21 protein-coding genes are annotated in these 11,907 nt (G+C 58.7%); all 21 read right to left on the bottom strand.

Features of this window, described 5'->3' with window-relative positions; genetic code table 11:
* Window positions 1–31: 31 nt before the first annotated feature.
* The 21 genes from BK660_RS22870 to BK660_RS22780 all read right to left on the bottom strand — a co-directional run bounded on the left by BK660_RS22870 (window position 32) and on the right by BK660_RS22780 (window position 11,885).
* On the bottom strand, window positions 32–322 hold the full coding sequence (locus BK660_RS22870) for a hypothetical protein (protein WP_123435218.1): 291 nt from the start codon (window positions 320–322) through the stop codon (window positions 32–34).
* Window positions 309–2,582 (bottom strand): portal protein, encoded by a 2,274-nt coding sequence (locus BK660_RS22865; RefSeq protein WP_123435217.1) that lies wholly within the window; start codon window positions 2,580–2,582, stop codon window positions 309–311. Before BK660_RS22865 ends, BK660_RS22870 begins: the two co-directional genes overlap by 14 nt.
* 9 nt (window positions 2,583–2,591) lie before the next feature.
* The gene (locus tag BK660_RS22860; protein WP_123435216.1) at window positions 2,592–3,851 is read right to left on the bottom strand and encodes a PBSX family phage terminase large subunit; all 1,260 of its coding nucleotides are present in this window, start codon (window positions 3,849–3,851) and stop codon (window positions 2,592–2,594) included.
* Window positions 3,841–4,365: a hypothetical protein gene (locus tag BK660_RS22855; RefSeq protein ID WP_123435215.1), complete on the bottom strand. Its 525-nt coding sequence runs from the start codon at window positions 4,363–4,365 to the stop codon at window positions 3,841–3,843. The genes BK660_RS22860 and BK660_RS22855 overlap by 11 nt, the downstream gene beginning before the upstream one ends.
* A 15-nt stretch (window positions 4,366–4,380) precedes the next feature.
* Window positions 4,381–4,653, bottom strand: a complete 273-nt coding sequence (locus tag BK660_RS22850) for a hypothetical protein (protein WP_123435214.1) — start codon at window positions 4,651–4,653, stop codon at window positions 4,381–4,383.
* Window positions 4,654–4,683: 30 nt separating this feature from the next.
* Window positions 4,684–4,854, bottom strand: a complete 171-nt coding sequence (locus tag BK660_RS32675) for a hypothetical protein (protein ID WP_185045187.1) — start codon at window positions 4,852–4,854, stop codon at window positions 4,684–4,686.
* 1 nt (window position 4,855) lies between these two features.
* Complete coding sequence (locus tag BK660_RS22845) at window positions 4,856–5,062, bottom strand: DUF7940 domain-containing protein (RefSeq protein ID WP_123435213.1); 207 nt, start codon at window positions 5,060–5,062, stop codon at window positions 4,856–4,858.
* A gap of 12 nt (window positions 5,063–5,074) precedes the next feature.
* Window positions 5,075–5,488 carry a hypothetical protein gene (locus BK660_RS22840; RefSeq protein ID WP_221178654.1) on the bottom strand — a complete coding sequence of 138 codons (414 nt, stop codon included), beginning with the start codon at window positions 5,486–5,488 and terminating at the stop codon, window positions 5,075–5,077.
* A 279-nt stretch (window positions 5,489–5,767) separates the two neighbouring features.
* Window positions 5,768–6,142 (bottom strand): hypothetical protein, encoded by a 375-nt coding sequence (locus tag BK660_RS22835; protein WP_123435211.1) that lies wholly within the window; start codon window positions 6,140–6,142, stop codon window positions 5,768–5,770.
* Window positions 6,139–6,498 (bottom strand): antiterminator Q family protein, encoded by a 360-nt coding sequence (locus BK660_RS22830; protein ID WP_123435210.1) that lies wholly within the window; start codon window positions 6,496–6,498, stop codon window positions 6,139–6,141. Before BK660_RS22830 ends, BK660_RS22835 begins: the two co-directional genes overlap by 4 nt.
* Complete coding sequence (locus BK660_RS22825) at window positions 6,495–6,680, bottom strand: hypothetical protein (protein ID WP_123435209.1); 186 nt, start codon at window positions 6,678–6,680, stop codon at window positions 6,495–6,497. Before BK660_RS22825 ends, BK660_RS22830 begins: the two co-directional genes overlap by 4 nt.
* A complete protein-coding gene (locus tag BK660_RS22820) occupies window positions 6,677–7,816 on the bottom strand; it encodes an oxidoreductase (protein ID WP_123435208.1) in 1,140 nt (379 codons plus the stop codon). Before BK660_RS22820 ends, BK660_RS22825 begins: the two co-directional genes overlap by 4 nt.
* The gene (locus BK660_RS22815) at window positions 7,816–8,091 is read right to left on the bottom strand and encodes a DUF6378 domain-containing protein (RefSeq protein ID WP_123435207.1); all 276 of its coding nucleotides are present in this window, start codon (window positions 8,089–8,091) and stop codon (window positions 7,816–7,818) included. The genes BK660_RS22820 and BK660_RS22815 overlap by 1 nt, the downstream gene beginning before the upstream one ends.
* A gap of 62 nt (window positions 8,092–8,153) precedes the next feature.
* Window positions 8,154–8,357: a hypothetical protein gene (locus BK660_RS22810; RefSeq protein WP_123435206.1), complete on the bottom strand. Its 204-nt coding sequence runs from the start codon at window positions 8,355–8,357 to the stop codon at window positions 8,154–8,156.
* On the bottom strand, window positions 8,354–8,482 hold the full coding sequence (locus BK660_RS33145) for a hypothetical protein (RefSeq protein ID WP_259698527.1): 129 nt from the start codon (window positions 8,480–8,482) through the stop codon (window positions 8,354–8,356). Before BK660_RS33145 ends, BK660_RS22810 begins: the two co-directional genes overlap by 4 nt.
* On the bottom strand, window positions 8,479–9,060 hold the full coding sequence (locus BK660_RS22805; RefSeq protein ID WP_123435205.1) for a recombination protein NinG: 582 nt from the start codon (window positions 9,058–9,060) through the stop codon (window positions 8,479–8,481). Before BK660_RS22805 ends, BK660_RS33145 begins: the two co-directional genes overlap by 4 nt.
* A complete protein-coding gene (locus tag BK660_RS22800) occupies window positions 9,051–9,377 on the bottom strand; it encodes a hypothetical protein (RefSeq protein ID WP_123435204.1) in 327 nt (108 codons plus the stop codon). Before BK660_RS22800 ends, BK660_RS22805 begins: the two co-directional genes overlap by 10 nt.
* Window positions 9,367–9,789, bottom strand: coding sequence for a recombination protein NinB (locus tag BK660_RS22795; RefSeq protein ID WP_123435203.1), 423 nt, complete (start codon window positions 9,787–9,789; stop codon window positions 9,367–9,369). Before BK660_RS22795 ends, BK660_RS22800 begins: the two co-directional genes overlap by 11 nt.
* Complete coding sequence (locus BK660_RS22790) at window positions 9,782–10,294, bottom strand: hypothetical protein (RefSeq protein ID WP_123435202.1); 513 nt, start codon at window positions 10,292–10,294, stop codon at window positions 9,782–9,784. The genes BK660_RS22795 and BK660_RS22790 overlap by 8 nt, the downstream gene beginning before the upstream one ends.
* Window positions 10,291–10,509, bottom strand: a complete 219-nt coding sequence (locus BK660_RS22785; RefSeq protein ID WP_123435201.1) for a TraR/DksA C4-type zinc finger protein — start codon at window positions 10,507–10,509, stop codon at window positions 10,291–10,293. The genes BK660_RS22790 and BK660_RS22785 overlap by 4 nt, the downstream gene beginning before the upstream one ends.
* A complete protein-coding gene (locus BK660_RS22780) occupies window positions 10,509–11,885 on the bottom strand; it encodes a DnaB-like helicase C-terminal domain-containing protein (protein WP_259698526.1) in 1,377 nt (458 codons plus the stop codon). Before BK660_RS22780 ends, BK660_RS22785 begins: the two co-directional genes overlap by 1 nt.
* Between the last annotated feature and the right edge of the window lie 22 nt (window positions 11,886–11,907).

Here is an 11,907-nt window from a genome sequence, read left to right as displayed (position 1 = left end):
ATGATTACGGACTGGCCTGTCATGTAGGCCTTCAGAACCGCAAGATCTCTTTGGCGCGGTCCGCGAGTGTTTTCTTGTGCTGCAACTCCAGATCCGCCAACTTGCCCGTCTCCAGGCTGTGCGTGATCGTGGCTTTCAACTTGGTCAGCAACTGGAGCGACAGATAGATCTTCTCCCTGCCCTCCGCGTCTCTTGCTGGAGAGGTTCGCCATGCTTCGGTCAACTCCTGCTCAATACCTTCAAATGCCCAGATGAACGCCTCGTTTTCGAGACACTCCTTGGCCCGGTTGCCCTCGTAGATCCGCTCTTCAAGCGCTGCCATTCGGCGCCCCTTTGGTGTCCGCACTGGTCTGCGCGTTGCTCATGCTGGTATGGGCCTGAATCTGCGCCACCAGCACCTTGGTTTCGTTGTCCGCCACGGTCTTCCACTGGTCGAACTCAAGCTGCATGCGGAGCTGATCGGTCTTCTGCTGCTCTTTGAGGGCATCCAGTTGAGCCTGCTGCTGGCTCTCCAGCGTCTTCTGGTCGGCTTCGACCTGCTGACGGTTGGCATCGACCTGGGCCTGCATCTGCATGCGTGCCTGCTCAAGCTGCAACTCGTGGTCGCGCTTGGCCTGATCCAGCTGGGCGTTGTGCTGCAACTCCATCTGCTTGAGCTGAGTGCTCGACTGGAGCTTGGCCTGCTCGATCTGCATCTGCGCCTGAGCCTTGGCCTGTTCAGGGTCTGGCTTGTTCTGCGGTGGCTGCTTCGATGGATCCGTGAAGAACTTGTCGGCATTCTTGAACCCGAGCTGCTTGGAGAGCTCGGTAGCCGCGTGATAGATGTTGTCCGGGGTAGCGATGCCAATCTCCAGACCTTGCGCCTGGACTTGGCCCAGCATGGTCAGGTGCTGGATCTTCTGGTCCTTGTTGCCCATGCCAATGCCGACGTTGATGCTCACGTCAAACTGGTTGCTCCACTCGCGCGGGTCGATTGGCACCCAGCCACCAGTGAGCTTGACGATCTGCTCCTTCTGCTGGTACTGGCAGACGAGCTTCAGGATCAGCTTGAACAGGTCGACGTAGCCTTCGGAGAAGTTGCGAGCGATCAGGTCGAGGCGCATGTCGGCGCGGTTGGTGATGACGTTCACGCCAGTCGCGGTATCGTTCAGCGAGCCGCTGTCATTGCCTTGGCTGTAGCGCGTCCAGCCGGTCTTGTTCTCCAAGTCCTGCTGCATGTACTCCATCATCTGCATGGAGTTGCCAATGTCTGGTGCGCCCTGATCGAGACGGCCAGCCGCTCCAGGCTGTTTAACCCGCACGACGCCACCCGGGCGCGAGGTCAGCAGATCGTCAAGGTTGACCTGCCCTTCTACCGCGAAGTACCGGCCATTCACGGCCAGATACATGTTGTCGAGCTGAGCCCGCAAGATGCTGGTCTTGGTCTTCTGGCTCTCCATCGCCAGATCAGCCATGGACAGGCCGAAGAACTGGTGAGGCAGCGGCACAGGCGTGATGGACACAAACGGGATGCAATCGACCGGCTCGTTGTCCAGCAGCGTGTTGCCCGCCATCGTGACCTTGCGCAGCTCGGCAATGCCGTCGCCGTCGTAGTCGCAGCGCATGTACGCTTCCAGCACCCAGATCAGGTTTTGGCTCTCGTCATTGGTCGACGAGTCATCGATGTAGGCGTTCTCGTCGTTGTAGCTCAGGCGCTGGATGCGCTCGGAGTTCATTGCCTGGCCGGAGTCTTCCGAGCCGAGGTCGTCGACGTTCTTGTAACCCATGGACTTCAGCTCGGAACGCGAGCGCTGCACCCTGTGGGCTACAAACGATGCTGTTTCGATGTCCTTGGCGTTACGCGCGATCAGGAATTCTTCAGGCGGCACGTTCTCGATGCACACCTTGCCATCGGTCTTGGTGCGCTTGCAGACGACGTCATAGACCAGCTTTGGCGGCTGGGATTCGATCATCTGGATCTGCTGCATGACCTGAGGCGCAGACTGCGGTTGCGCCTGAGCTTGCTGTGTCAGTTGGGCAATGGCCTGCTGACGCTGTTCGGCATCATCCTCGTCTACAGACGTGGAGTGCTCAGTGACCTCAACCTCGTCATCCTCCATCAGCTGAGCCAGTTCGACGTCAGACATGCCGCGATATTCTTCGCGACTCTCCTCGTGCCGAGTGTCCCACCAGACCTTGACGATGCCGTTCTTCTGAAGCAGCGCATCCTTCATCCAGGTGTAAGCGATGCGATGGCCGTTGTTCTTCTTGTAGAACAGGTAGTTGACGTATTCAGTAGCCTGCTCGGCCTTCTGCTCATCGCCGGGCTTGGTCGCTTCGAACTCGGCCACAGTGTCAGAGCCCACGAACGTGACCATCAGCTGAGGCAGCATCGACTCGATGGTATCGCGCACGTCGGTAGAGACCACAGACGAGCGCCCATCGACCTCAGGCGGCGATAAGTCACCCACCGCCATGCCGAGGTAGTAGTACATCGACTTCTGGCGCTGCTGGCTCAGCTTGGACGATGAATACCCAAGCGACTGGCGCATCTCGGCCCCGACCAGGGCTTTGAGTTCGTCCTCGGTCAGACCCTTAGTCATTTCGTGCCCTTATGCGTTGTTGAGCTTGCGATAGTTGAGCTGGCCGCCCCACTCGTCGTTGCTGAGTTGGTCGGTCACAATGGCGAGGTAGCGCATGACGTCAGCGCCGTGGCTGTACTCGTCATGCAGTGGCGCGCCGGGCTCGTTGGTCTGCTGATTGATCTGCCGGCGGTAGCGCTTGAGGCACTCCACCAGTCTTGCCGTGCGGTCACGGTTGAAATAGGTGCGAGGGAACACTTCGCGAACACGGTTGATACCCTGCTCGACGTGCATGTTCGGTACTGGCAGCACTGACCAACCCAGCTGACCCATCACCTCGGCGTCAGACTTACCGCTCTGGTGGCGCTTGGCGTAGCCGTCATGGGGCAGATAGACATGACCCCAGTTGATCGGCTGGCCATCCAGCTGCAAGCCCTTGAGCTCGGCGCTGTACTCGGCCAGCGTGCGCTGATGGCCTTCGATGTAGTGGATGATGCGGATCTCGCCGGCCACCTTCTGCGCCAGGATGATCGTCATCGCGTCATTCCAGCCCAGGTCGAAGATGACGTGTGTCTTCAGCAGCCCGTCGTGCGGAACGTTGCCAATGCGCGACTCGGCCTGACTCATCTGCTCGAAGTAGATGGCGCCTTCAACTGCCGGCATGCACTTACCTTCCCAGATGTGAGCGTATTGCTCGGGCTTCATGGTCGCTTTGGCGTGCAACCGCTCCTGCTCCAGGACTTCAGGGAACCAAGGGTTGTCGCTGTAGTTCATCAATACTGACACGCAGTCAGGCGGCGGCGTAATGACAAAGCGCTGGTGCGTCTCGTCAGATTCAAGCTGTGGGTTGTAGCCAGCCCAGATCTCAGACCCAGGCTTACGAATGGTTGGCAGCAACACGTCCCAACTCTTCTTGACTACCGCGTGGGCTTCTTCAACCCAGACGATGTCGACGCCTTCATACGACTTGATCGAGTCGATGGTGTGCTGCTGAAGCCCAGCGAAGCTGAACTCTGTGCCATTCCTGCCCTTGATATAGGCCTGCTGGACGTCGTAGAACGCACCCAGCCCTAAGCCAGCAATCTGATCCGCAAGCAGCTTGTGGACCGAATCAGCGATGCTCTTCTGGATCTCGCGAGTACAGAGAATGCGCAGCGGCGTCTGAGCGCCGTGCAGCAACAAAGCCCGGGCAAAGCTCCACGACTTGCCACTCCCCCGTCCGCCATACGCCACCTTGTAACGGTGCGGCTCGAACAGGAACGCGAGCTTGTCCGGGAACTCAATTGCCATTGGGCTTGACGAAGCTGATGGTCAGGTTCTGATCAGCAGGACCGCTACCCTCGCCATTGTCGTCGCCGAGGTTGTAAGCCTGGCGCTCGCCCTTGATGACCTTGAGCTGAGCATCGACGCCAGCGTTCAAGGATCGAGCGAAGTCGCCGTGGTTGTCATCGTTGACATCAGCCTCAGCAAGGTACGCACTGAGCTTATTCGCGATGCCGCGCCACAAAGCCAAGCCTGATCTATGAGCAAGGACAATTGCCGCAGCCTGATCAGAGGCTTCCTCGATGATCTGCGCATCAGTTGCCACTTCTAACTGGCAACCATCGGTGGCAACTGCTTTGGCAACCTTTGCCTTTACAGCGCATCGAACCTTGTCAGTTAAGTCACGCTGCCAGCCTTCTTTGCTGGCTCGCTTCTGTATTGCTGTGTGCGAGATGCCACTAGATGCGGCGATCTCTCTTACGGAAAGCAGGCCAGCCCGGTAGGCACGTTCAATGGCCTCCCAATCGGGCTTGGCTGTCATGTTGGAATCCTTCAGTTATTCTGCTGCCTCATAGGTAGCAGCGAAGATGTCTGGCTTGCAGGGATAAATCTCACCCTTGATGCCTCTGATGATCCAATCACCGGCATCGGCTGTCATAACTCCTTCAAGGGTCTTGATGTAAAGCTCACCCCCGATTTCTTTGCTGCGCCAGCCTGTACGCTCAAATTCCTTAGTGCTATCAGCCCAGTCAATAATCGACTTTGCGCAAGCCCATGAGCCGTCGAATTGCATTGCTTCAATCACAACGGGCTTTTTGCGAAACTTCATGGGTATTCCCCCAGAGCTGATTAATTATTGTCAGTCTTCGTTCGATTCGATCTCGCGGTAACGCGTAAGCTGCTTGACCTGAGCGCGAAGGACCTCTTCGTCAACCTCAAGCCCAGCCATGTAGGCGAATGCGTAGACGGTCCGGACGTAGGTTCTGAGCCACCACGGCAGATAGGCGCGAACCTTGATCTGGCGAGTCATGTCACGCAGCCGGAGGATCTTGCTTGATGATGCGACCGAGGATCACGGCAGCACCAAGGAATGCGTTAACAGTGGCGAACACGCCCGGGGACACGACACCTTGCAGCGCAGGCCAGTAGGTAGCTGCAGCGTTCAACGCGACGAGGATCGCGGCAATCTGCACGCTGTACATCTTCCAGAGCTGTTGCCATTGGGGAATCAGGTTCATGTGCGCTCCGAGTTACTGCGGCGTAATGCTGTTGGTGATGGTCTTCTTCAGGTCAGTCAGGTCAGTGGCAAGCTGAGCCAGATCCTTGTCCTTGCGATTCTCGGCCCACTTGAACCAGGCACGGACCAATACCCATGCAGGAAGGCCGCAGACGAAGATGATGCCGCCAATCGCAATCAGGCCGATGTCGTCATGCGCCCAGACGCCAAGATCGAACCAGCGCACCACGAAGGCGCCGCCGCAGATGCTGGAGACGGTGGTGCTGATCATGGCGACAACGAACTCCCGAACTGTCTTCGGGAGCGTCATGGCCATCACGACGATTGCTGCGAGTACAGCCACGAAACCGAAGGCTCCGAGCTTGTAGAGCGCGATACCACCAAATGCGGTCAACGGTCCGGGCTCTGACATGGCTTGCGATCTCATAGGCGCCTCGTGAGTCTCGGCGTTGGGGAATAAAAAGGGCCGTGGTGAGCGGCCAAGCGCTGGAGGGGCAGCGATGAATTCTGGGCATAAAAAAGCCCCGCACTGTGGCGAGGCTTGGAATTGGGCTGACGCCCCGAGGAATCGAACCTCGTAACCACAGGGAATCTAACCCTAATCTCCACCTTTGGGGCGGCGCATTCAACAGTATGCTAAGCGGCGTCATGTTTCTAAGCGGTAAAACCGCATCTTTGGGCAATGTGCCAGAAAAAAGTTAACACGTCAAGATGGTTGATCCATACCCGGAATCAATTGATCTTTTTCTTTGCTTTGTTCGAGCCTCGCTACGCTGACTGCGGCTTCGACTATAGCGCGGCGCATTGCCTCGGCGCGGTTCATAGCTCCCACAGCGCACACCCATCCAAAGTTGGTCACAGCTTCGCATGTAGAGCCTGGGCCTGGAGCGGTGTAGATTCTTAGATCCACAGCCAGCCTGAACGCATCGCCATCATCGTCGAGCGGGTTCCAGCAGGCGCCGGGGCCGCGCTCATCACCAGCCCCGGTAATTACCCACGGCGAAGCCCCATCAGGTACATCCCAATCAAGTTCAAGGCCTGCTGCCTTTGCTGCCAGTTCGAGCAATTCGCGATCATTCATGCCGCCACCCTCACTTCAAGACATCCTTCGATGAACGCGTGCCCGGCGATTATCAGCTCGCGCACTTTAAGCCGAGCCAAGCCCAGCTCCTTGCCGACTTCGGCCATCGTCTTGTCCAGCCCACGATAATACACGCGAATGCAATCGGCCATGTCAGGCTTGCGGCGGCCCATCAACGCCACGAACCGATCGATCATCAGCGCGTCGTCATCGGTGATGCTTGCCGCAGGCAATGAATCCATCTGCTCGACGTTATCCCGCATCAGGACGTAGGAAGGCGAGGTGCAGCGCGGGATTCCTACCTGCTGACGGCTCCAGCGGCCCCACTGGGTCAAAAGATCTTCGGCGTCTCTCATTCCGAGTCCTTCTTTTCAAAGAAGCCACTCCCAGAAACCTTTCCGCAACGCGCGCACCAGTCGGCCGGGATGTAACGGAGAGCCCAGCCCTTTAGTTCTCCAGCCATAATTTTTGCGCCCATGTCGTTGATAACCATGACTTTCACGACATCGTGGCCTTTGAGAAGACATTTGATATTCATGCGGCTACCCCTTTCAACATGGATGGATGTACGGTGTGGCGGGCTACTTCTCCGTGCTCGCGGTGCAGGACGATGGCCTTCATGTTCTGGCGCGATCTCCAGCCACCGGCAGTGGCGTAGCTGTCGTTCGGAGCCAGGGTGTTGAACGACTCAACGGTGCAGCCCGGGTATTCCTTCTTCGTCTCGTGGTGGATGTGGCCGGTCCACCAGTAGCGATGCAGGGTTTCGCCCCAATCCTTGGCGCGATCGGTCGCCATGACGCCCGGCAGCTTGTCGGCTTTGCTGGTGTGCCCGTGGTGCATACCGATCAGGTTCTTGCCCCAGCGGTAGTAGCTGAAGACGCTGGGCGAGGTTTCGACGGTGACGCGTGGCTCATTGGCGTAGAGGTGGGCGAACAGGCGGCTCAACCAAACGGCGCCGGTTTCGTCGTGGTTACCGATGACGTGGACCACGTGCACGAACTTGTGCTTGGTCAGCGCCGACTCGACGCACTGGCGCATGGCGAGGATCAGGATGTCGACCATCTTGGCGTAGCGGCTGTCTGCGTCCAGGTGGTGACCACTGCGCGGCGTGATGGCTGCCATGGAGTCGTAGTGGCAAGCGTCACCGAGGTTGATGATGATCGCCGTCTCAGTCGGCGGTGCGGACTCAACCAGCGAAGCCATGGCCGCACAGTGCACGCGCTCGGCAATGCTCAGATCCCAGTCTTCACCACACTCGGCGGCCCAGATGTATTCGCCGAAGTGCGGATCGCCGATCGGATAGGCCGTCATCAGGTCCGGCAGGTACTCGCCAGCGAATGGCCGTGCAGGTACGTGCGGCAGATCCTTCACCGCCGCCTCGCATGAGGCCTCAATGAGGGCCTGTAATGCTTCCGCGTTAGTGTTGGTCTTCACCCAGGTGAGCAACGGCTCGACTTCACCGCGGCGCATGAGCTGGGACGTACCCTTGATCTTCAGGAAGTCCGGCAGCTTGGTCTCGATGTGCATTTCTGGAATGTGGCCGTGCAGCGCCAACTTGGCTTTGCGCCGCTCAATGCTGCGGGCATTCATGTCGAAGTGCTTGGCGGCCTGAGACACGCTCATGGTCTTCAGCGCTTCGACGATCTGCTCGTCCGTGACTTTGCGTTCGGCCATTACTGAGCTCCTGCGAGTGCTTCGGCTTTCAGGGCGGCGTATGCAACGCAGTCCTCGGCGGAATCAGCGTGGTAGGCCGGGTTCTGCCACTGGCGAACGTCCTTGAGAATCTGGAGCAGCAGCCAGCCTTCAGCCTCGCTCAGCGCCTGGCCGGTGATGGCGTTGAACGCAGCCACAGCAGTCCCCATGCTGCGCTCGCCTTCTGGCTTGTCGTACTGCTTGCCGCGCTCCAGCATGAGAGCCTGGGCCTTACCGAGAAATTCGTGAGCCTTCATGCTGGCTGTCTCCTGCTCTGGATTGACTGGAACTGGCGATACGCGTGACCCTCCTCCCCAACTCATGCTGCTTTCTCCTGGGTCGATTCAAAATGGTCGTTGCATGCCGCCTTGGCTTTCTCGTAATCCATGCCTGAATGCAGAATCTTTCCTGACGGCAGGCGCGCGACATAGGCCATGTCCTTTTTGGCGTTCATCACGCACTTGCAGATCATGTAGCCGCTATCGGAGATGAGCCGCCACTCGGTGTCTTTTCTCCACTTCATGGCCGCACACCCCGCGCAATCCGTTCCCGGCGCAGGAGGTGGCGGATCGCGGCCATCAGCCCACCGCCGAGAATCAACATGAAGGCAATCCACAAATTGATCAGTATTTCGTTGGGGATATTCATGCTGCTCTCCTGAGTTCACGGGTCTTGGCGCGGTATTCGGCGGCGATGGCCTTGAGGTCTTCGATGGTGTAGCGCTTGGGCTCATGCGGCCCTTCTAGCCACGCAAGCTTTTCGGCGCCGATCTTCTGCAACAGGCCTAGGCGGTAACCGAGGATGTTCCCGGACTTGCCCATGTTGCAGTTGCGGTTGCACTGGCGATGCACGTTAAGCGGTTCGAAACGCAGCTCTGGGCATGAAGCGACTGTGCGGTAGTGCCCGCCGCAATACTGGACGCCCGCGGTGGTGCCACAGGAAATGCAAGGCTGGCCAGCATCCCTTGCTCGTATGTAGGCGTTAAACCAGATCTGAGCCGCGCGCATGTACTGCCCCTTCGGCTTAACGCGCTCCTTGGCCGCTCTCAGCTCCTTGCGGCCTACATCGGCAAGAGCCTTGCGAGCCTTGTCAGCGTTCACGTCCTTGGTTGCCAGTCCACAGGCTGGGCTGCATACCTTTTGGCCGAGGCGCTGCGGTACGAATGAGGCCCTGCACTCTTCGTTGATGCAGGTCTTTGGGCGCGGTTGTTTGGAAGTCAGAGACATGGCTCGGCCTCCTTGGCTTTCTGCTGCTCTGGGGCGAAGTCGCCGCGCAGTGGCATAAGCCATACTTCCCGGCAAGGCCCTGCAGAGATGCGCATCAGTTCACCAGTGGTTACCCTTGGAGACAAAAGCGAAGCTGCCCCGTCGATAGACTCAACAATCCATGTTGGGTGCTCGCGCGGTGTATAGATCTTTCCATCAACTTTTGGCTCTCCTCCGACCGGCACAAACTGCACAAGCCGAACAGTTTTCCCAATGTTTTCTGCGCACACTGAATTGACGATTAAGGCCATGTCGCCCGACTTGAAGTTACTGGTCATAGCGGCCACCCCAATGATCCTTCTGCGTCCAGCGCACACCATGCTCCGAGCCGAACGCCTCGATCCAGGTAATCAGGTCCGCGCACTGCTTCACGCTCATCTTGCTTGTGCGCTCGTAGATGACGTCGAAGCCATGTCCGTCGAGTGCTGGTATCAGTTGCGGCTGATCGCCCGCCTCACGCAGCCATGCGGCCGTCAGGAGGCGTTTCCAGATCAGCACGGACCATTCCTTGTCGGCGTGGCGAACCTGTTTGGCGATATCGGTCAACATGGCGTGCAGCTTGGCGTTCTGTTCGCCCGACCGATCGGCGTCCTTGATCACCACCATCTTCGGCTTGGTGAAGTCGGTCGCATGCAGGTAGCCCATGATCCGGGTTACGTCTTGCTGGCTGCGGAGCGAGAACTCAGTCATGGGTGGGCTCCTGACTCATGTACCCATCAATGGTCGCATCAGCCAGAGCGCCATCCATGAGTGTGCTCATCCCAGTGCGAAGATTGACCAAGACCGCACTCACACGCAGATCGCCAAACACATACCATTCACGCAGGAAGCGATACCGCTCAGCATCCTTTCGCAGTGTCTCGCTCGCCGCCTGCACGGCCATGACCTGGTCGTGGCACTGAATCCGTTCAACTGGTAGATCTGGACGTTCACGCAACACCTTGTTGCGAAGAACCAAATCATTATGTTGAGCAGCCAAGCGAGCGACCTCGGCCGCCAGCACCTGGACGTTGTTCTTGTCGTTCAGGTCGTGGCGCCAAGCCTTATCGAACTCCTCGATCAGCCGGTCAATCTCCTCGTTTAGAAGGATATTTTCGGCCGCCATGAGCTTGCTTCTACCGAAGCCGAACATGTAGCCACCCCAGAACCCGAACAAGATGGCGGCTGTAACAGCCAAATAAAATTGATTGCTCATGCTCTGCGCACTCCCTGCTTCACCAGCGCCACCCGCTCAGCACAACCCACGCACAGCTTCACGCCCTTGACCGCATTGCGACGGCCTTCCGGGATCTCCTCGCCACACTCCTCGCACTCAGTGGCGCTGATGCCGGTGTAACGGGGGATCTGGGCAAGCGCGTTTTCGAGGGTATTCTCAATGCGCTCTTGCGCGATGTCGATTTCGTCGGCCATCAGAAGCCTCCTTGCGGGTTGAAGTTGTTGAGGAAGGACTTGCTGTTGCGTGGTGCTGGCGGGCGATGTTGTTGTTCTTGCTGTTGCTCGCGCTGCCCGGCATGGTTGACGAAGCGCGCAAACTCACCCTGGTGCTGGACAAGGCAATGGCCAACCGAGGCGTGACGGTGCTTGACGATGTCCAGCTCAGTGACGCCGTTTTGCCCTTGCTCAGAGTCAGCATCGCGGTGAGCAATGATGATGATGTCGGCGTCCTGCTCGATCTCGCCCGAGTCGCGCAGATCGGACATCTGCGGCTTTTTGCTGGCGCGGGTTTCGATGCTGCGGTTGAGCTGGGCCAGCACCATGACTGGCACGTTCAATTCCTTGGCCATTCCCTTGAGCCCGCGGCTGATGGCACCAAGCTCAAGGTTCCGGTTCTGGTGTCGCGATCCAGCTTCAGGCGCGATCAGACCGATGTAGTCGATGACGATCAGGTCAAGCGGCTTGGCCTTGTGCTGGAAGCGGGCGATGTTGCGGATGCGGCTGAGCGGCAGGCCGCCTTTCTGGCAGATGCGCAGGTCGGCTGTGTGCATGCGGCTCACGGCGCTCTTGATCTTGGTGATCTGTTCGTCGTGCGCCATCGCCTGCCCGGTGTCGATGTTCCCCAGCGTCACGGCCGAGGACGACGCAAGGCTGCGCTTGGAAAGCTCTTTCGCGGACATCTCAAGCGAGAAGACCAACGCGGACTTGTGGTTGCGGATGGTGAGTTCTTCGGCGATGCCGAGGGCCAACGTTGTTTTCCCGGTACCGGGGCGGCCGGCAACGATGATGACGTGCGAGCCGCGCAGGCCTTGCAGGATCTTGTCCAACTCAACAAGCCCTGTTGCATGGCCGTTGATGCCTTCGCCGTTGAAACGGGCATCCATTTCGTCGACTACCGGGCCAAGCGCCTCACGCAGGGTGATCACGTCCGGCTCGTCGTCTTCACTGTTCAGTGACAGGACGGCTTCCTGAGCGTCCGCAATGATCCCGGCGAGTGGGCGGGCATGACTGGCCATGTCGATGATGGACTGACCGATCTCGGCGATTTTGCGAGCCTTGGCGCGCTCAACCACGATGCGAGCGTACTCGATGCCGTTGGCTGCGCTGGGAACCGCCAGATGAATCTCCGATGCGCGGACCAGTGTCAGCTCGCCGCTGGTGAGTTCGTGGCGGATGTCGGCGATCGATACCGGGTCGGCTGGGCGGCCAGCAGAGCGAGCGGCGAGGATCAGCGTGTAGATCTCGGCGGCGTCTTGGTCGTAGAAGTCTGACGGGCTGAGCGTTGCGCCAATCGTTTCGATGAGTTCCGGCTTGATGAACAGCGCGCCGACCACACCGAACTCGGCCTCCATCGCTACCAGTGGGCGATCGGTA

It is taken from the genome of Pseudomonas brassicacearum (assembly GCF_003732265.1).
Classification (GTDB): domain Bacteria; phylum Pseudomonadota; class Gammaproteobacteria; order Pseudomonadales; family Pseudomonadaceae; genus Aquipseudomonas; species Aquipseudomonas brassicacearum_D.
Note: the sequence above shows the minus strand (reverse complement) of the source record. Positions and strands in the feature narration are given on the sequence as shown.